This is a genomic window from Novosphingobium mangrovisedimenti (assembly GCF_025153475.1).
In the GTDB taxonomy this organism is placed as follows: domain Bacteria; phylum Pseudomonadota; class Alphaproteobacteria; order Sphingomonadales; family Sphingomonadaceae; genus Novosphingobium; species Novosphingobium mangrovi_A.
In genome coordinates, this window is the sequence record NZ_JANZXA010000002.1 from 316,109 (window position 1) to 334,095 (window position 17,987).

Sequence of the window (17,987 nt, forward strand, 5' to 3'; positions counted from 1 at the left end):
CATTTCATGGCGATCGACTGGTCGGGCGCCATGGGCGAACGGCAGAAGGGCATCGCCGTGGCCCTGTGCAACGACAAAGGCGAGGCGCCCCGACTGCTGCACCCGCATGGCCATGCCCGCTGGTCGCGCGCCGATGTGCTGGACATGCTGTTGAAGCGCCTGCCCGAAGATACGCTGGTCGGGCTCGATCTGGGCATTTCGCTGCCCTTTGCCGATGCCGGCGCCTTCTTTCCCGGCTGGAACGAGAGCCCGCCCGATGCCCGCAGCCTCTGGGAGATGATCGACACGGTCTGCGCGCGCGATCCGCACTTGTCCGCCACCAGTTTCGTCGACCACGATGAGGCCAGCACCTATTTCCGCCGCCATGGCGGGCGCGAGGGCGTGCGCTTTCACTTGCCGGGGACGACCCACCGCCGCGGCCGCATGCGCGTGACCGAAGAGGCGCAGGCCCGCGCCGGGTGCAAGCCCTACTCCAACTTCAACCTCGTCGGCGCCGCGCAGGTCGGCAAGTCGAGCCTGACCGGAATGCGCCTGCTCCACCGGCTGAGCGGACAGCTGCCGGTCTGGCCGATCGACCCGCTGCCGCCGTCAGGATCGGTGGTCGTCGAGATCTACACCACGCTTGCCGCCGTCGCCGCTGGACGCAGGCCCGGACGCGCCAAGATGGCCGACCACGCCGCCCTCAACGAGGCCCTCGACGCGCTCAGTTCACCGCCCGTGCCCGGCAGCGGCGCGATCGACGATCACAGTTCGGATGCCCTTCTCACTGCCGCCTGGCTCCGCACCGTAGCCTCTCGTCCGACACTGTGGCATCCTCCCCAATTAACGGAGGAACTGGCACGAACCGAGGGCTGGACCTTCGGCGCGCCATAGCGCACAACCCGCGTCATTGAGGGCGCCATCCCCCCACCCCGGCGCCTCTACACAATACGACAGGACGCAATCAACTCCATGAAACACAAACTGCTAGCAGGCCTCGCCTGCCTCGCGCTGTGTACCGGCGCCACAGGCGCGCCGGTAACCGCCGAAACGACCCCAACCGCTCCGGCCAGCGCTTCCGCTCAGGATTGGAAGGCCTTCGTCCAGACCACGCTCGACAAATGGCTCGCCGGCGATCCGGCCTTCGCCGTCTATCAGGGCGCGCACCAGTTCGACGGCAAGCTCCCCGACTGGAGCGATGCCGGCCTGAAGGCGCGCGCCGCCTTCCTTCATTCGGTGATCGACGATGCGAAGGACTTCACCGACCTGAACGAAGCGGACCGCTTCGAGCGCGACTATCTGGTGCAGGTCGCCAAGGGCCAGCTGTTCTGGCTGGAGGATGCCGACTTGCCGCACAAGAACCCGTCCTTCTACATCGGCGGCGGGCTTGATCCCAATGTCTATGTCAGCCGCGACTATGCCGACAAGGCGACGCGGATGAAGGCGGTGATTGCCTTCTTCAAGGCCGTGCCGACCGCCGCGCAGCAGATCCGCGCCAACCTGCCCACCGCAATGCCCGCCACCTTCATCAAGGTAGGAACAGCGGGCTTCGGCGGCCTGGCCGACTACTACAGCGGCGATGCCCGCGCCGCCTTCGCGGACGTGAAGGACCCCGCGCTGCAGGCGGAATTCAAAACTGCTTCGGAAACCGCCGCCGAGGCCATGCAGGGCCTTGCCGACTGGGTCGCCAAAGCGACGCCGACCCCCGACTATGCGCTCGGCGCCGAACGCTTCTCGCGCATGGTTCTGGCCACCGAAGCCGTCGACACCCCGCTCGATGAACTCGAAGCGGTGGGCCGCGCCGATCTCGAGCGCAACCAGGAAGCGCTGCAGAAGGCCTGCGCCGAATATGCTCCGGGCAAGACCATCCCGGAATGCTTCGACAAGATGCGCGCCGACAAGCCCGACGGAGGCCCCGTCCTTGCCGCCCGCAAGCAGATCCCCGAACTCACCGCCTTCGTGAAGGAACACGATCTGGTGACAATCCCGGGCACCGAAAAGGCGCTGGTAGAGGAAAGCCCGCCCTACAACCGGCAGAACTCCGCCTACATCGATCCGCCCGGACCGTTCGAGAAGGGCATTCCCTCGATCTACTACATCTCGCCGCCCGATCCCTCGTGGTCGCAGCAGAAGCAGATGGACTACATCCCCGGCAAGAACGACCTGCTGTTCACCTCGGTCCACGAGGTCATGCCCGGCCACTTCCTGCAGTTCCTGCATTCGAACCGCTCGCCTTCGTGGGTCGGCCGGCTTTTCGTGGGCTATGCCTTTGCCGAAGGTTGGGCGCACTATGCCGAGGAGATGATGTGGGAAGCAGGCCTTGGCGACGGCGATCCCGGCGTCCATGTCGGCCAGATCTCGAACGCGCTGCTGCGCGATTGCCGCTACCTCTCGGCCATCGGACTGCACGCGCGCGGGATGACGGTGGAACAGTCCAAGCGCATGTTCATGGACGAGTGCTACCAGGACGAAGGCACCGCCGACCAGCAGGCCGCACGCGGCACGTATGATCCGGCCTACCTGAACTATACGCTGGGCAAGCTGATGATCCGCAAGCTGCGCGCGGACTGGACCGCCACGCGCGGCGACCGCAAGGCGTGGAAGGAATTCCACGACCAGTTCCTGAGCTACGGCGGCCCGCCGATCCCGCTGGTGCGCCAGTCGATGATGCACGAGGACGCCCCGCACGCGGTGTTCTGACGCAACCAACGACATGACAGGACCGGCGCCCTCACCATTTCGCGGGGGCGCCGGTCCGACAGGCCGCCCACGCGCGGGCGTGACCTGATCGCGTTTGGCCGCTAAACCCGATCGCGATGCTGACACGGCCCATTCACAAGAACCCGGAAAAACCGGGCCATCCGGCGACCATGCCGGCATGACGATCAGGAGCCGCCTGACCGCGCTCTATGAAGGCGACAGCTCCTATTCGCGCGCCTACAGCTACTTCCTGCTGATCTTCGACATCGTGATGATCCTCTACGTCATCACCTCGTCGTTCTTTCTCGGCTCCAGAGCCATCGAGATCATCGACGCGCTTCTGGGCGTGGTCATCATTTTCGATTTTTTCGCGCGGCTGATTGTCAGCCGCTTTCGCATTCGTACCCTGTTCAGCGTCTGGGGCGCGGCCGACCTCGTCGTAATCCTCTCGCTGCTAGCCCCGATCGCCGGAGAGGGTTTCGCCTTCCTGCGCGTGGTGCGCACGTTCCGGCTTCTGCGCTCCTACCACCTGCTCAAGCAGCTGCGCGGCGACTTCCTCTATTTCCGCCGCAACGAAGCGACGATCTTCGCCGTACTCAATCTGGGCTTGTTCATCTTCGTGACCACCGCGCTGGTCTTCGAGACCCAGCACGGCTCCAATCCGCGAATACAGAACTACGCTGACGCCCTCTATTTCACCGTCACCACGCTGACCACCACCGGCTTCGGCGACATCACGTTGCCGGGTGCCACCGGCCGCCTGCTCTCGGTCGCGATCATGATCTTCGGCGTCTCGCTGTTCGTGCGACTGATCCAGGTCGTCTTCCGTCCCCCCAAGGTGGAATACGAATGCAAGGGCTGCGGTCTCCTCCGGCACGATCCGGACGCTATTCACTGCAAGCACTGCGGAAGTCTGCTCCATATTCCCAACGAAGGATCATCCTGACCCCGCAGCCGCCGGGCGCGGGCTCCGCGACCGACGGCACCCCTTGCAATATCCCTTGACTATGCAGGCGCGCATCCCCAATCGGACGAAAACCTGCTCCTGAAACGGTTGGCTTCGGACAACCACGAGCGTGGAGCCATGGTTTCAAGGGCCGGCTTAGCTCAGTTGGTAGAGCACCTGATTTGTAATCAGGGGGCCACGGGTTCGAATCCTGTAGCCGGCACCACATTTCCACGACAGGGCGAGAGAAGCAGGCGGGCGGGATTCCCGGCGACGGCGCGTTTGTCGCAACCGGAACATCGCGCTCCGTTTTGTCGGCGTTTGTCGTGTTCCCCACCCTCCCTGTCCGTTCGAATTCACCGAAATCCGTGTGTTTCATGATGGCGCGGATCTTGCTTCATTGCCGCCCAGGAGGCCGCCGATGCGCACGGACACACCATTCGAAGGGATCAATTTCGGTAGCGTGCCCGAAGCGGTCGACGAACTTCTTCAGGCGGGCGTCCTGGCCCATCGCCGCGACAAGACCGCAGCCGACGCTCTGTTTCACGAGGCGCTGACGCTCGATCCCGCCGCGCTGCCGACCTATTTCTGCCTCTACAAGATCCACACCTATTCGGGCCGTCTCGACGAGGCGCGCGCCATGGCCGAAGCCGGGCTGGCGGAAGCGGCCCGGCAGGCGGGCTGGAGTACCGACTGGCGCCTGTGGCTGCCCTTGCAGACCGGCCCTGCCGATCCCGGCCGCTTCGCGCTCTACACTCTCAAGGCGCTGGCCTTCATCGCCCTGCGCGACGCACGCCCGGACGATGCCGCCGCGATGCTCTCGGCCCTGCGCAAGCTCGATCCCCAGGGCGAGGTCGGCTGGCCTGTCGTCGCCGAACTGGCCGAAGGCTGCGCGGCATGAAGCAGATAACCGGACACCCCTGCGACGCAACGCGTTCCCCTCCCCGCACGAACAGGAGACTCCCATGGCCACGCTGATCAAGACCACGCAGGACGGCCGCCGCGTCGAGGTGATAGGCTTGGCCGTGACGCTCGACGGCAGACCGGAATCAATGGATGTCACCGACATCATCACGCATCCGCGCAAGCTGCAAATCATGCACGCCGCGCCCGAGGCGACACACGTTGCCGGGCGCATCGCGCTGACACGGGAGGAAGCGGAAAAGGCAAAGGCCGCGCTACTGGAGAACCAGGCCCAGGTCGCCGCCAACCCCCGATACGCCGCGGCGCGCTTCCAGGCGGCCATCAACAGCCGGGCCTGGCAGGAAGGCATCGAGTAACCGCGCGGCCGGCGTCGCGCGGACAACAGCAAGGAGCACGCACGTTGGACGCGGAAGGATATTTCATCGACTGGAACGGAGGCCTGCGCAGCACGCGCGATCCTGGCGTGGATGTCGCCTGCGAGGTCGATCCGGTGTCGCGCTATGTCGCGGTCATGTCCCCGAAAGGGGCGCTGATGCACGAGGCGACATTGTACCGCACGCTAGAAGACGTCGCGAAGGCGGGCATCAAGGCAACGCTTGTCCCCGGCGCCGTACGATGGGACAAGCCTTGAGAGATCGCGGGATGCACAAGGCCCGAGTCAAAAAGCTACTATAGGAGAGCAGCAGATGTTCATCGCCATGAACCGCTTCCAGGTCATCCGGGGTGAGGAAGAAGCTTTCGAGACCGTCTGGAAGAGCCGCGAAAGCCATCTCGATGAAGTGCCCGGCTTCGTCGAGTTCCACTTGCTGCGCGGGCCCGAAGCGGAGGATCACACGCTGTTCGCCTCGCACACCGTCTGGCGTTCGAAAGCGGACTTCGAGGCCTGGACCACTTCCGAAGCCTTCCGCAAGGCCCATGCCGGGGCAGGAAGCCACAAGCCGCTCTACATTGGTCCTCCTAAGTTCGAAGGCTTCGAGGTCATCCAGACGGTCGGCGCCAGCGAGGCCGTAGGCTAGCGAATGGCCGCTCTGGTCGAAGTCGCCGCCGGGGCACGGCTTTGCCGCTATTTCGTCACTTACACGGGCGTCGGCCTGCCGTTCCGGCTGGGCGGAAGTCACCATGTGCGGGGAAACGCAAGTGGTCTCGCCGCTTAGGGTTTGACATGCTCCGACGATCGCAGGAACAGGCCCCCCGGCGGGCAAGGCCGCCACGCGACAATTTCCAGGGACACACGGCCTGAATGACGGACACCAATACCAGCATGTTCGAACAGATCGGCGGCGAGGTCACGATCGACCGTCTGGTCGAGCGCTTCTATGACCTGATCGACAGCCTGCCGCAGGCGCGCACCATCCGCGACATGCACGAAGCGGATCTGGGGCCGCTGAAGCGCGTGCTGAAACGCTATCTCACCGAATGGCTGGGCGGCCCCGCGCTCTATTCTTCCGAACGCGGCCATCCGCGCCTGCGCCAGCGGCACATGGGCTTTCCCATCGACAATGCCGCGCGCGATGCCTGGATGGAATGCATGGACCTCGCACTGGCCGAGACCGTGCCCGACGAAGCCGCGCGGCAGAACATCCACACGGCCCTCGCCAAGCTGGCCGACTGGATGCGCAACCGGCAGGATGAAACGGGCTGAGGCGAACGCGCCTCGATCTCAGTCCGAGGTGATCATCACCTCGGGATGCTCGTCGGGCTCGCTCAGATGCAGGCCGTCTTCCTCGGTCAGCGTGTCGTCGATCATGCAGATGTCGCCATCGTCGATGATGATGTCGATCCGCTTCAGGTGGCCGCCCTTGCCCGGGCCGATGAAGCACTTGCCGTCATCGAGATCAAAAAGATCGCCGTGCACGCTGCACTTCAGGAAATTGCCCTCGTCGTCAAGAAATTCCCCGGTGCCGGTATCGAGGCGGGCACCATCGTGCGGGCAGGCATTCTCGTAGGCATGGAATGTGCCGCCCTTGCGGGTGATGAGGATCGGCCATGGCTCCATCCTGCCGTCGATCTGGCGCGCCAGCACGAAGCCGCGCACCTCCTCTTCCTGCACTTCCATCGTCTCGCAGATCACAAACAGTTCAGTCATGGTAGTCCTCCGTCCAGAGGTGTGGGAAAGGGGCTGGCGTCGGCCGTGCGGTCGATGCGCGGGGAGATGATGTCTGCGGGCGTCCCATCGCTCAGGCCGCCTTGCCCAGCCTGCCGGGATCGTACCCTTCCTCGCGCAGCACGCGGTAAACGGCGTCGCGCCCCAGCATGAACCGGTAGTGATCGAGCAGGCGCGGCGGCAGCGGCACATCGGTCATGTCCGCCCAGAACTCGACATAGAACAGGATCGGATCGGCGACCGTGAACGTGCCGAGCGCATAGCCTTCGGCATCGAGCATCGCGGCCGCCTCGACCAGCGCCTGTGCCGCGATGCGTCGGCCCTCGGCGATCACTTGCGCCGCCTCCTGCGGGTCGCAGCCATAGGCCTCGGGGACGAAGACCCGGGCAAAGCCCTGCCCGTGAACCACCCCGGTGACATGGTGCATGATGGCGCGGGCCCGCTCCTGCAGTGCCGGATCGGCGGGCCAGTAGCGCCCGCGCCGGCAATTGCGCCCGAGCCATTCGGCAATGGTGACGAGATCGGTCAGCACGCTGCCGTCCCTCAGCCGCAGGCTGGGAATGGTACCGCGCGGATTGATCGCGAGGTATTCGGGCCGCCGGTTCTGCCCGGCCGGGATGTCGATCACCGCCACTTCGAACACCTCCTCCACTTCCTCGAGGATGATGTTGGCCGCGGTCGAGCACGAACCCGGCGCCATGTAGAGACACATGTTGGCCATCATGCCGCTCCCGCGCTGGCATCGGAGCCATGGCTGCCCAGCAGGAGCAGGTTCGCCTGCTGCGAGAATTCCACCCAGGCCGCCGCGACATCGCGCATCATGGCATTCACATAGTCGCGTGGGGGCTTGTGCTCGTCCGGAAAATTGGAAAGCGCGCACGAAGTGGCGTTGAATTCCATGACATCCGCCAGCAGCGCATCGAGGAAGAGCTTGAACGGGGCCTGCACCACCGGGAGCAGGCTGGAGCGCCCTTTCGTGACCGATGCCCCGGCCCCGTCGAAAGACAGCGCGCCAAGCAGGGCCAAGGCCCTGGCGAACACCTCTTCCACCGCGGCCAGCAAGGCGCGCTGCGTGAGTTGCTCGCGCTCCTGCCGCATCAGGCTGCGCGACAGGGCGGCGCGGTAGGTGGAAAAACCCGCGGCGCGCGCGCCCTCAACCCACTCGCCGAAGCTGGCAAGCGCGGCGGCGTTCGCGGGGCGTGCCAGCAATTCGGCCCGTTCGCTCGTTTCGCCGATGGCCCGCGCCACCCTGTGCGCGGCATCGAGCGCGCCCTCGAGATAGCCAGGATCGCGCGCGGAGGTCTCCGCCCCGGCAAAATGGAGCTTCTCCCCCCAATGCGCGCCGCGCAGCAGGCTGTCGGCAAATGGCGGATGGTCGTCGGGCTCCTGCGCAAGATCGGCCGCAGTGCAGGTAAAGGCCTCGCCTGCCCAATCGCGGTAATATAGCCCGCGCATTTCCAGCTGCGTACCGAACAGTTGCGTCAGCTGGCTCTCGATGAGCATCGGCAGGCCATCAGCGAAATCCCTGCGCAGATCGGCCGGCAGACTCAGGAATGCGCCGAGCCCGGCGCGGCCGCCGGCAGCATCGCAAGCGTCCCACGTCTCTGCGAGCACAGCCTGTTCATGTGTGACAAAGGCGGAACCGGACAGCCCCGCTTCGCGCCACACGGGACTTGCGCAGGCAACGCCCACCTTGGCGGACGTTGCCATCCAGGTCTGCGTGTGTTGCAGAGCCGACAGGCTTGCCCTGTCCAGCATCGGCGAAAATGTCAGGGACGCGACAAGCCGTGGGGGCATGGCCATGACGCAACACCGGGCCAGCGCTTCGCCATCGCCTTCCCCCGAGCACCAGGCAAGGCGCACGTGGGCTCCCTCGTCGAACAGCGCCTGAACGACATGGCCCAGCCGGATCTCCGTCCGTGAAAGCCTTGCGGCGATGCCCCTGACAAGCTGGGCCATGCCGCCAAACAGGCGGTGCGCCCCGTCATGGATGGACAGCGGCGGCGTCTGGTGCGGCCCCTTGTCGACATCGCTCAGGGACAGGTTGATGCCTTCATCCCTTTGGGGGAACGAGGGAATTTCGAGACGATGCACGAGCTCGGCAACGAGCGCCTGGCGATGCGGCCAGAACCATGTCGGCCCCAGATCGACAGCCAGACCGCTTTCGGCGTCCATCTCGGTCAGGATGCGGCCACCGGGGCGTTCACGGGCTTCGAGGACGAGCACCGACCGGCCCTGCTCCTCCAGCATTTCGGCCAGTGCAAGCCCGCTCAGGCCCGCTCCGACTATGGCGACATCGTACATGGCTTACTCCCCGGAGCTTCGTGTCCGGGGCAGCCATGCAAGAACCGGACAATTTCCGCTCCGTGGCATGAAACTTGTTTGCAAAGCCATCGGCATCTGCCGGTTGCTCAGGAGCACAGACACCCATGCTCGACATTGCGGAAAAAGACTTGCGGAAGCGGGTCCGGACCGTCCTTGCCTATCATCGCCGGACCAAGCACCGGCCGGATGGCTATGCGGCCGGACCGGGAACGCTGGACTGGGATGCCCAGCCATGCCCCTACCGGCATTTCGCGGGTGCCCCGGTCACGTCGCTGCCACTGGCTTCGGGCGGCATAAGCACGCCATTTGCCGCCTTGACCGGCCAGAGCCGTGTCGCCGCCGTCATTTCCGATCGCCGCAGCGTCGGGGCGCTGCTGGAGCTGTCCTTCGGCCTCGCCGCCGTGAAGGAATATGGGCCCGACAGCTGGGCCCTGCGGTGCAACCCTTCCAGCGGTAACCTGCATCCCACCGAAGCCTATGTGCTGGCCGGCGGTATTGGTGCGATTGCGGACGGCGTTCACCACTACCGGCCCCGCGAACATGCGCTGGAACAGCGCCTCGCCACCCGGCTGGAATGCCCGGGCCTGTGGATCGGCCTCAGTTCGATCCAGTGGCGCGAGGCCTGGAAATATGGGGAGCGGGCCTTCCGCTACTGCCAGCTCGATCTGGGCCACGCGCTCGGCGCCCTCACCGCAGCCTGCGACGCGCTGGGCTGGCGCGCGCATGTAGTGCCCGGCATCGGTACCGGGAAAGTCGGCCAGTTGCTCGGACTGGACAGAACGCAGGATTTCGGACGCGCCGAAAGGGAGGAGCCGGAAGTGCTGGTCCGGATCGAAACCGGGCCGGAGGCCGGCAGCCTGGACAGCGTTCCTGTTCCCGCGTGCCCGGACGATACGGGCTGGACGGGCGTTGCCAACCTGCTCGATCCTCACCCGATGTACCGCTGGCCGGTGATCGAGGCCGCTGCCGAAGCGAGCCGGGGCATGATCGAGAGCATCGCGCTCCACGCCGGCGCCCCGACAGTCCCGGCGCCGCAGGCGCGCGCGGCGGAGATCATCCTGAAACGGCGTAGCGCCCAGCGCTATGCCCGCGACCATGTCCTGCCCCGCGGTACGTTCGCACGCGTGCTGGATTCCGTTTCGCAATTGCTCTGCCCAAGCCGGTTGCACCTGCTGGCCTATGCCCACAACGTCGAAGGACTAGACAGAGGGCTCTATGCATTGCCCCGCGACCCGGCCTCCCAACTGCGGCTACGCGCCGCACTGGACAGCGATCTGGCATGGCAGGAGGTCGCGGTCATGCCGGAAGTCCCTGCCCTCAGGCTGCTGGCCAAGGGAGATTTCCGCAAGCTGGTGCGCGCCCTCACCTGTCATCAGGCCATCGCCGCGGATGCCTGCGTGACGTTCTGCATGCTCGCCGAACTGGATGATCTGGAGAGCGCCGGCCCGTGGCTCTATCGCCATCTGCACTGGCAGGCGGGCCTGATCGGCCATCGCCTCTATCTGGAGGCCGAGGCGCTGGGGCTTGGCGGTACCGGTATCGGCTGCTTCCTCGACGACGAAGTGCATCGCCTGCTCGGCCTGACCGATGAGACCTTCCAGGCCATCTATCACTTCGCATTGGGCCGCGCGCTCGTGGACGAAAGAATCAGCTCGGCCCCCGCCTATCCCGGCCGCTCCCGCAGCGAAGCGCCATGGTGATGCGGACAGGTCAGGTGAGTAAAAAGCCCGAAACGCGATCTGCAGTGCGATGCCCCTTGCGACGGAGGCTGCATCGACTGCTCCGATACGGCTCCATTGCCGCGACGCGAATGTCATCGGATGTCCATTCGGCAGCCTCTGCTGCCCAACATCTCAACCGATTGAAAGCCATCGTAAAATGACCGCATAAGAGCAACGGGTTTCGCCCTCGCCATGCAGTAGCCATTTCGGGCCCCGGACGAACGCTCCTCCACAGGCGACGGCCTGTCCGGACATAGTACAAAGCCGACCGGAAACACGTTGCCGTCAGCCGTACACCGGCATAGCCCTACGATCGATTGCAGCGCCGTCGCGCCTCAGGCGCCGGGATCTGCATCCGGGAAAACGACAACCAGAACATCGGGATTCACAGAGGTCGCATGAACAGGCTCACCCACCACAAGCTCGTCACGTCGCCATGCCATCTGGGGAGCAGGATTTCAGCGGGAGGCTGGGCCGTCGCCATAGGTTGCGGCCTCTGCCTCTGGGCGACGCTTCTCGCTTTGGCATAGGCGGCAGCCCGCACCCGTCCCGGATTCAATAGGATCCGCGCGCGAAGACGACGGCCGGAACTGTCTTGCACAGCAGCCACGTATCCAGCGCGAGGCTTTTGCGCGCGATATAGGAGACGTCCATTTCCACGCGTTGCTGGTACGAGGTGTCGCTTCTGCCGCTCGTCTGCCACAGGCCCGTCAGGCCCGGCCGCACCAGGCAATAGTGCTCGAAATGATGGCCGTAGCGGCTCACTTCGGCGTCGACGATCGGCCTTGGTCCGACAAGGCTCATGTCCCCCCGCAGGACATTGATGAGCTGCGGGAATTCGTCGAGGCTGAGCTTGCGCATGATCGCCCCGATCGGCGTGACGCGCGGGTCCGCCTTGAGCTTGCATGTTTCCTGCCATTCGTGCCGGGCATCGGGGTTCGACTTCAGATGCTCGAGAAGAACTGCGTCGCCATCCACGCGCATCGAGCGAAACTTGAGACAGTTGAAGTACCGCCCGCGGTAACCGACCCTCCTGTGCACGAAAAAAATCGGCCCCGGGTCGCTCACGTACAGGACAGTGGTCAGCAACACCAGAAACGGGAAGACCACGACGAGGATGGCCATGGCCACGACAATATCGAAACTCCGCCACATGCCGGCTTCCAGCCTCGATACCGGGCGCGGCGGAACATGCGCCCACCCCACAAAGTAACCTGAAGAACTGACGGACCGCGAACCAACCGTTCTTGTCACTCACTCCTCCCTGAAGGTGACGCCGGAGCAGTTTATTACCGGACAGCCAATCGCTACCATTGGTTATTTCGCGCCTGCAACGAGAACTATATTCAGTTTGGCTTGTTATTTTTTCCATAAAATAGAACATTTATAGTATTTTTACGGAAAAATATGGAATATTTACGCAGTTACTCTGAGAGGTAATACATATAAAAGCGAAGAACAGTATCCGCACGAAACGCGAAGAGCCACCAACATGCCCGCGCAGAAAGTTCGACAATGGAGAGATTCTCGATCGCGCCTGATGCCACCGAGCTGATCCGGGTCAGACGGAAGCCCGATCTTCCAGGAACAGGTTGCTGAGCCGCCGGTAGCGGTCCTGCGCTTCGTTCAGGAGATCGGCTCGCAGTTCGAGCCGCAGATCCTCGCGAGGAGCGCCCGACAGCGCAGGATCGATCCGGGTATGACGCCCGCTCACAAGCGGGTCTCCACCTCCGCCCCGGCGCGATGCCGCCGGGCTCGTGTAAATGTTCTTCAACGGCGGCACGAAACCCAGCCGCTCCGAAATGCATTCCAGCGCATGTGCCGGATCCCCCATGAGCGCTTCATGGGTCAGTCCGATCCGCCGCCTTGCGGGGAACCCGTGCCATAGCGCCTCCAGCATGGCGAGCCGTTCGACGTAGTAGCCCGCGGCTTCCTCCCGCGTGCCGTACTCGTTCTTCTTCAGCCCGGCGAAAAGCCTGACGATCGATCCGATCGCATCGCCCGGCCGCCTGACGACGAAAATCGCGCGGGCGTCGAAGAATTCGGGCGGAACGGCATCGTCGTGCCGGGAATGCAGGATCTTGTCGAAAAGCCATGGCGCCTGCGGCTTCCAGCCGCCCCGGCGCATCTGGTTGAGCGCCAGCTGCCCCAGTGCAGTCTCCCCGTCGTGGCGGATATGCGCTTCCCCGTAGCCGCTGACATCGGGACGCGAACACAGAATGTTGGACAGCGCGGTGGATCCGCAGCGCATATGCGCGAGGATGAACACGCAGTTGCGGTATCGGTATCGCGGCACGGAGCGGCTGAGCAACCAGCCCGCAGTTCGCTTTCCGGTATCCCGCAAGAGAGCTTTCATGGACTGCAGGATAGCGCGTCGCGACCGACGATCGGCAGCAATTGCCTCCATCCCGGCGGCAATTGGAATTCAACGGTCGGCGCCGGGTGATACAAACGGGTGATCAACACACCCCGAGGTCCCGCCGCCCCCCGTACCTCCTCCGAACTCTGCTGGTGAGACGTACCCGATGACCATACCCGGCGCGGTTCCGCGCAAGCGCGCGTTTCGTTCAGCGGGCCGGCAAGGGAGCAAGGCACTGTTCGCCTTTTCCGCGCGTGGGCTGCAGCAGGTCTCTACCCTTGTCATCACGCTGCTGGCCGCGCGTTTCCTCCTGCCGTCCGAATATGGCATCTACAGCCTGGGCATCGTCTTCATCGTGCTTGTCCAGACGATGACCTACACCGGCTTCTACCAGTTCATCCTGACCGCCAGGGAAGATGATGGCGCTGTCCTCTCCACCTGCTTCTGGCTGATCGTCGGGCTCGTGTCGCTGGCCTCGCTGCTGCTGGCGCTGGCCGCGTTTCCTCTGGAATGGATGTTTCAGGCCAGACCGCTTGGCACCGTGCTCGTCCTGCTGGCACTGATCCAGCCTCTGGCCAGCATCGGCGCATGGTCCTCGGCCACCCTGCTGCGACGCGGCGAGGTCATGCGCAATTTCGCGGTGATGTTCGTGCAGAACCTCGTGGCGCTCCTTGGCGGAGCGGTGCTGCTGGTCACGTGGCATTCGATCTACGCGCTGGTCGCCTTTCGCTATCTGCGCGTCCTGACCGGTGCGATCCTTTACGCCCTGCTCGGGCGCGATCGCCCGCGGCTGATCTTCCGCCGGGATCTGGCGGGGAGAGCCATGGCCTTCTCCGGAAGCCTGTACGGATCGCGCCTGCTCAATTTCCTTGCACGCTATGCCGCGGACCTGCTGCTGGGCGCGTTCCATTCGCCGACGGCGGTCGGCCTCTATCGCTTCGGAAGCCGGGTCGCGACCGGGGCCACCGACGTCTTCACCCAGCCCATGTGCACTTTCGCAGCGACCCAGTTCGGGGCGGCTGCGCGGCAGGACAAGGACCTGGCGACACCACTCGCCCGCTTTGCCGGCACGATCACCTTGCTCAGCGGCATTGCCGGAGCCGTGATCATCGTGTTCGCGCGCGACGTGATCGCGATCTTCTTCCAGCCGTCCTATTTCGCCGCACTGGTCGTGACCTACGCCATGGCCCTGCGCGGTGCCGCCAGTGTCGGCCAGACGCTTGTCGAGCCTGTTTTCGCGGCGCTGGGCCGGACCGGCCGTGTGATGATGTTCGACATGGTATCCACGGCGATTTCGATCGCGGCGATCTTTGCTGCGTCTCCGTTCGGGCTGGAAGTTCTGGCCTGGATACAGGCCCTCGTCGTGCTGGGCACCACGGCCTGGGCCTTCCACCTGCTGCGCTGGCAGGGCCGCATCCGGATCGGCGGCGCAGTGCGCAATCTGGCCGGAGCCGCCGCCCTGTCCGCAGGGTACGGCCTCGTCCTGTTCGCCGGCCGCGCCATGCTTTCATGGGTACCGGTCGACCGCATCGAAGCGCTTGGGCTGGGGCTCGTCACTGCCGCACTGCTGGCTCTGGCCGTGCTCGCGCTTGCCGCGCGGCTGCGCGTGTTCAGCCTCGGGGCGTTCTCCGGCTAGGCCGTAAAGTCTATGGCCACCAGATGACGCGCCCTGCAGATCTCGACGCGCAGTTCACCTTCGCCGGAGTCTTCCTCGGCTTCCGCATCGTAGATGAAGGAATGGCCGTTGGGATGCTCCCAGTCTTCCACCGTCATCAATTGCCCCTCGCCGGTGAGCCAGCGCACCTTGTCCGGGAAACGGGCAAAGGAACGCAGGCGCCCGTGCCGTCTGGCGGAAAGCTCGGCAACATAGTCTTCCAGGGCGATGTCGCGGTTCTCCCAATCGACCCAGCCGAGCGCATTGTCCTGACAATAGGCGTTGTTGTTGCCCTGCTGGCTGCGCCCGAACTCGTCTCCCGCCGTGAGCATGATCGTGCCGGTCGAGGCGAACAGCGTGCCGAGCAGCGCCTTGAGATCGGCCTTGCGCTCGGCCAGCACCACGGGATTGTCGGTGGGCCCTTCGACGCCGTTGTTCCAGCTGAAGTTTTCGCCATGCCCATCGCGGTTGTTCTCGCCGTTGGCCTCATTGTGGCGGTGCGCGTAGGAGACGACATCGGCCAACGTGAAACCATCATGCGCGGCGAGGAAATTGACCGAGCGGCAGTCCGAATGGGGTTGATGCGGGCCGAACACGTCGGAAGAGCCCGCCAAGCGCGTCGCCAGCGTGCCGATCCCTTCCTCGCCCTTCCAGAAGCGGCGCACGTCATCGCGGAAACGATCGTTCCATTCGAGCCAGTGCGCGGGAAAGTTGCCGAGATGATAGCCGTTGGGGCCGATGTCCCAGGGCTCTGCGATCAGCACGCGATCGGTAAGCAGCGGATCGTCCTCGATCTCGGCAAAGATCGGGGCGGCCGGCTCGAATCCGGGGCTGCGCGCCATGACCGGGGCAAGATCGAAACGGAATCCGTCGATGCCGCAATGGGCGACGAAGTGACGCATGGTATCGAGCGCGAGGCGGCGCACGGCGGGATTGGCAAAGTCGAGCGTATTCCCGCAGCCGGTATCGTTGATCAGCGTCCCGTCGGGCGCATGGGCGTAGGCCGCATTGTCGAGACCGCGCAGCGACAGCACGCCCCCACCCATGTCGCTTTCACCCGAATGGTTGAAGACCACATCGAGCAGCACTCCGATACCCTCCGCATGGAGTGCCGCCACGGTATCGCGCAGTTCCGCGACACCGCCCGGGCACAAGCCGGGATCGAGCGCCATCATCGCCACGGGATTGTAGCCCCAGGCATTGACCAGCCCGAGCGGCTTCAGGTGGCGCTCATCGACCCAGGCCACCACCGGCATGAGTTCGACGGCATTGACGCTCAGCTTCTTCAGGTGCGCGATGACAGCCGGGTGCGCCAGCGCGCCAACCGTTCCGCGCACGTGTTCGGGCACCTCGGGATGCCGGATCGTGAAGGCCCGCACGTTGAGTTCGTAAACAAGGCCGCCGCGCGCGAAAACCGGCGGTTCCTTCGGCAAGGGCTCCATGGGCGCCGGAACGATCGCGCGCGGCACGATGTCTGCCGTATCCTCGCCGTAGATGCCAAGGCGTGGGTCCTGGACGAAGCGCCGGTCCAGTTCCACGGCATAGGGGTCGACCAGCAGCTTGGCGGGATCGAACCATTGTTCGTGCGACGGCCCCCATTCGCCCGCCGCGCGATAGCCGTAGCGGGTTCCCGACAGGTTTCCGGGCAGTTCGATCGTCCAGTCCGGGCCATTACGCTCCATCGGATGGCGTGTTTCCCCGCCGTCGACGAACAGACACAGCCAGACGATGTCTGCGAGTGGCGAACGAACGGCGAAGCGCGTCGATTGCGCGCTGGCAACAGCTCCCAGTTCGGTCATGCAGTCAAGGCTCGATAGAGATCGGCGTAGGCCTTGCCACTTGCCTTCCACGAGAAATCGCACTTCATCGCGTTCTTGCGGATGCGCGCCCAGGTCTCGTGCTGGTGGTAGAGCGCAACCGTGCGGGTCAGCGCCGCGGCAAGGGCATCGTAGGTCACGCCATCGAACTGCACGCCCGTTGCGCATCCGGCGGCCAGCGCGGCCGGGTTCGCGTCGATCACCGTGTCGGCAAGACCACCCGTCCGCGATACCACGGGCAGGCAGCCATAGGCCAGACCGTAAAGCTGGGTCAGCCCGCACGGCTCGAAGCGGGAAGGCAGCAGGATGGCATCGCCCCCGCCCTGCATCAGGTGCGAAAGATCCTCGTTGTAGCCGATCCGAATGCCGATGCGCCCCGGATGGCGAGCCGCGGCCTCATGAAGACCCCGTTCCATCAGATGATCGCCCGAGCCGAGCAGCGCGAGGCGTCCGCCGATACCCACGAGATGGTCCAGCACCTCCAGAAGGACGTCCATGCCTTTCTGCCAGGTCAGGCGAGAGATGACGACGAAGAGCGGACTGTCGTCCTCGTTCAGGCCGAATTCCGCCTCGAGCGCGCGCTTGTTGGCTATGCGTCTTTCGATCGTGCGGTGGCTGTAGCATGCGGCCAGCGCGGGATCGCTTGCCGGATTCCACAAGTCCGTGTCGATGCCGTTGAGGATGCCGTGAACGGCATTGCCCCGCGCCACGATCAGCCCTTCCAGCCCCATCCCGAACGCGCTGGAGCGGATCTCGCGGGCATAAGTCGGGCTCACCGCCGTCACCGCGTCGGCACAGGCGATCCCAGCCTTCAGCATGCCCACGCCGCCATGGTACTCGACCGCGTCCATCGACCATGCGGCAGGCGGCAGACCCAGCCTTGGAAAGACTTCCCGGCCGAACCAGCCCTGGAACGCCATGTTGTGGATCGTCACGATCGAGGGAACCGCAGCCTCCCCTCCAAATGGCGCGAAGCGAAGGTAGGCTGCGGTCATCGCCGCCTGCCAGTCATGCGCATGGACAAGATCGAAACGCTGCGCCTTGCCGCGCTTGACGATCGCGCCGCCGGCAATATCCGCCGCCGCGCGGGAGAGCGCCGAGAAGCGCTGCCAGTTGTCGCCCCAGTCCTGCCCCGCCGCATCGGCATAGGGCGCCCCCTCGCGGATGAAGAGCGCGGGCGCATCGAGAACGAGGAGCGGATGGCCGCTGTCCAGCTTGCCCGCCACCAGCCGCGCCGGCGTGCCCAGTAGCGAATCCCAGGTGTGGAGCGCCCGCGCCCGCTTGAGCGACTGCATGACGGCAGGGTACCCCGGCAGCAACGTAGTCAGTTCAACGCCATGCGGCTCCAGCGCACCGGGCAATGCCCCCACGACATCGGCCAGACCGCCGGTCTTCACGAGCGGCACGGCCTCGGAGGCAACGGACAGGACTTTCAGAGGCAAATTGTCAGTTCCCGCA

18 protein-coding genes and 1 tRNA gene are annotated in these 17,987 nt (G+C 64.9%); 12 read left to right on the forward strand and 7 right to left on the reverse strand.

Translation table 11 applies throughout. From position 1 onward, the window contains the following. Positions 1–6: 6 nt before the first annotated feature. The 10 genes from NZK81_RS04995 (at position 7) to NZK81_RS05040 (ending at position 6,191) form a co-directional block, all read left to right on the forward strand. On the forward strand, positions 7–873 hold the full coding sequence (locus tag NZK81_RS04995; RefSeq protein WP_260044722.1) for a hypothetical protein: 867 nt from the start codon (positions 7–9) through the stop codon (positions 871–873). A 78-nt stretch (positions 874–951) separates the two neighbouring features. Then, positions 952–2,679: a DUF885 domain-containing protein gene (locus NZK81_RS05000; RefSeq protein ID WP_260044469.1), complete on the forward strand. Its 1,728-nt coding sequence runs from the start codon at positions 952–954 to the stop codon at positions 2,677–2,679. Between the two features lie 178 nt (positions 2,680–2,857). Continuing rightward, positions 2,858–3,625, forward strand: a complete 768-nt coding sequence (locus tag NZK81_RS05005) for an ion channel (RefSeq protein ID WP_260044472.1) — start codon at positions 2,858–2,860, stop codon at positions 3,623–3,625. Between the two features lie 150 nt (positions 3,626–3,775). Next, positions 3,776–3,851: transfer RNA gene (locus NZK81_RS05010), tRNA-Thr, on the forward strand. A gap of 195 nt (positions 3,852–4,046) precedes the next feature. Beyond that, positions 4,047–4,526, forward strand: a complete 480-nt coding sequence (locus tag NZK81_RS05015) for a hypothetical protein (protein WP_260044474.1) — start codon at positions 4,047–4,049, stop codon at positions 4,524–4,526. 64 nt (positions 4,527–4,590) lie between these two features. Beyond that, positions 4,591–4,905: a hypothetical protein gene (locus NZK81_RS05020; RefSeq protein ID WP_260044475.1), complete on the forward strand. Its 315-nt coding sequence runs from the start codon at positions 4,591–4,593 to the stop codon at positions 4,903–4,905. A gap of 44 nt (positions 4,906–4,949) precedes the next feature. After that, positions 4,950–5,180 carry a hypothetical protein gene (locus NZK81_RS05025; protein WP_260044477.1) on the forward strand — a complete coding sequence of 77 codons (231 nt, stop codon included), beginning with the start codon at positions 4,950–4,952 and terminating at the stop codon, positions 5,178–5,180. 55 nt (positions 5,181–5,235) lie between these two features. Then, the gene (hmuQ, locus tag NZK81_RS05030) at positions 5,236–5,565 is read left to right on the forward strand and encodes a heme-degrading protein HmuQ (RefSeq protein WP_260044478.1); all 330 of its coding nucleotides are present in this window, start codon (positions 5,236–5,238) and stop codon (positions 5,563–5,565) included. Between the two features lie 3 nt (positions 5,566–5,568). Next, on the forward strand, positions 5,569–5,703 hold the full coding sequence (locus NZK81_RS05035) for a hypothetical protein (protein WP_260044480.1): 135 nt from the start codon (positions 5,569–5,571) through the stop codon (positions 5,701–5,703). 86 nt (positions 5,704–5,789) lie between these two features. Then, a complete protein-coding gene (locus NZK81_RS05040) occupies positions 5,790–6,191 on the forward strand; it encodes a group II truncated hemoglobin (protein WP_260044482.1) in 402 nt (133 codons plus the stop codon). Positions 6,192–6,209: 18 nt separating this feature from the next. Here the strand turns inward: NZK81_RS05040 and NZK81_RS05045 are convergent, their stop codons facing one another. The 3 genes from NZK81_RS05045 to NZK81_RS05055 form a co-directional block, all read right to left on the reverse strand. Then, positions 6,210–6,635, reverse strand: coding sequence for a Rieske (2Fe-2S) protein (locus NZK81_RS05045; RefSeq protein WP_260044484.1), 426 nt, complete (start codon positions 6,633–6,635; stop codon positions 6,210–6,212). 91 nt (positions 6,636–6,726) lie between these two features. After that, positions 6,727–7,374 carry a glutathione S-transferase family protein gene (locus NZK81_RS05050; RefSeq protein WP_260044486.1) on the reverse strand — a complete coding sequence of 216 codons (648 nt, stop codon included), beginning with the start codon at positions 7,372–7,374 and terminating at the stop codon, positions 6,727–6,729. Next, positions 7,374–8,957 (reverse strand): flavin monoamine oxidase family protein, encoded by a 1,584-nt coding sequence (locus tag NZK81_RS05055; RefSeq protein WP_260044488.1) that lies wholly within the window; start codon positions 8,955–8,957, stop codon positions 7,374–7,376. The genes NZK81_RS05050 and NZK81_RS05055 overlap by 1 nt, the downstream gene beginning before the upstream one ends. 125 nt (positions 8,958–9,082) lie before the next feature. On the opposite strand from NZK81_RS05055, the gene NZK81_RS05060 reads away from it, so the two are divergent. Then, positions 9,083–10,678 carry a nitroreductase family protein gene (locus NZK81_RS05060; RefSeq protein WP_260044490.1) on the forward strand — a complete coding sequence of 532 codons (1,596 nt, stop codon included), beginning with the start codon at positions 9,083–9,085 and terminating at the stop codon, positions 10,676–10,678. 576 nt (positions 10,679–11,254) lie between these two features. Here NZK81_RS05060 and NZK81_RS05065 read toward each other — a convergent pair. Beyond that, the gene (locus NZK81_RS05065; RefSeq protein WP_260044492.1) at positions 11,255–11,854 is read right to left on the reverse strand and encodes a sugar transferase; all 600 of its coding nucleotides are present in this window, start codon (positions 11,852–11,854) and stop codon (positions 11,255–11,257) included. Positions 11,855–12,260: 406 nt separating this feature from the next. After that, entirely contained in the window at positions 12,261–13,055 is a 795-nt protein-coding gene (locus NZK81_RS05070; protein WP_260044495.1) for a sulfotransferase family protein, read from the reverse strand. Positions 13,056–13,224: 169 nt separating this feature from the next. Here NZK81_RS05070 and NZK81_RS05075 point away from each other — a divergent pair, with 169 nt between their 5' ends. Continuing rightward, positions 13,225–14,694, forward strand: a complete 1,470-nt coding sequence (locus NZK81_RS05075) for an oligosaccharide flippase family protein (protein ID WP_260044497.1) — start codon at positions 13,225–13,227, stop codon at positions 14,692–14,694. Here the strand turns inward: NZK81_RS05075 and glgX are convergent. Together glgX and glgA are read right to left on the reverse strand one after the other, a co-directional pair. Continuing rightward, positions 14,691–16,511, reverse strand: coding sequence for a glycogen debranching protein GlgX (gene glgX / locus NZK81_RS05080; protein ID WP_260044498.1), 1,821 nt, complete (start codon positions 16,509–16,511; stop codon positions 14,691–14,693). The genes NZK81_RS05075 and glgX overlap by 4 nt on opposite strands. Continuing rightward, positions 16,508–17,971: a glycogen synthase GlgA gene (gene glgA / locus NZK81_RS05085; protein ID WP_260044500.1), complete on the reverse strand. Its 1,464-nt coding sequence runs from the start codon at positions 17,969–17,971 to the stop codon at positions 16,508–16,510. The genes glgX and glgA overlap by 4 nt, the downstream gene beginning before the upstream one ends. Positions 17,972–17,987: the final 16 nt, after the last annotated feature.

Coding starts and splice junctions, on each gene's coding strand:
- NZK81_RS05035 (WP_260044480.1), top strand. CDS start 5,569: ATGGCCGCTCTGGTCGAAGTCGCCGCCGGGGCACGGCTTTGCCGCTAT.
- NZK81_RS05040 (WP_260044482.1), top strand. CDS start 5,790: ATGACGGACACCAATACCAGCATGTTCGAACAGATCGGCGGCGAGGTC.
- glgX (WP_260044498.1), bottom strand. CDS start 16,511: ATGACCGAACTGGGAGCTGTTGCCAGCGCGCAATCGACGCGCTTCGCC.
- NZK81_RS05020 (WP_260044475.1), top strand. CDS start 4,591: ATGGCCACGCTGATCAAGACCACGCAGGACGGCCGCCGCGTCGAGGTG.
- NZK81_RS04995 (WP_260044722.1), top strand. CDS start 7: ATGGCGATCGACTGGTCGGGCGCCATGGGCGAACGGCAGAAGGGCATC.
- NZK81_RS05015 (WP_260044474.1), top strand. CDS start 4,047: ATGCGCACGGACACACCATTCGAAGGGATCAATTTCGGTAGCGTGCCC.
- NZK81_RS05050 (WP_260044486.1), bottom strand. CDS start 7,374: ATGGCCAACATGTGTCTCTACATGGCGCCGGGTTCGTGCTCGACCGCG.
- NZK81_RS05075 (WP_260044497.1), top strand. CDS start 13,225: ATGACCATACCCGGCGCGGTTCCGCGCAAGCGCGCGTTTCGTTCAGCG.
- NZK81_RS05005 (WP_260044472.1), top strand. CDS start 2,858: ATGACGATCAGGAGCCGCCTGACCGCGCTCTATGAAGGCGACAGCTCC.
- NZK81_RS05060 (WP_260044490.1), top strand. CDS start 9,083: ATGCTCGACATTGCGGAAAAAGACTTGCGGAAGCGGGTCCGGACCGTC.
- NZK81_RS05070 (WP_260044495.1), bottom strand. CDS start 13,055: ATGAAAGCTCTCTTGCGGGATACCGGAAAGCGAACTGCGGGCTGGTTG.
- NZK81_RS05055 (WP_260044488.1), bottom strand. CDS start 8,957: ATGTACGATGTCGCCATAGTCGGAGCGGGCCTGAGCGGGCTTGCACTG.
- NZK81_RS05000 (WP_260044469.1), top strand. CDS start 952: ATGAAACACAAACTGCTAGCAGGCCTCGCCTGCCTCGCGCTGTGTACC.
- NZK81_RS05045 (WP_260044484.1), bottom strand. CDS start 6,635: ATGACTGAACTGTTTGTGATCTGCGAGACGATGGAAGTGCAGGAAGAG.
- hmuQ (WP_260044478.1), top strand. CDS start 5,236: ATGTTCATCGCCATGAACCGCTTCCAGGTCATCCGGGGTGAGGAAGAA.
- NZK81_RS05065 (WP_260044492.1), bottom strand. CDS start 11,854: ATGTGGCGGAGTTTCGATATTGTCGTGGCCATGGCCATCCTCGTCGTG.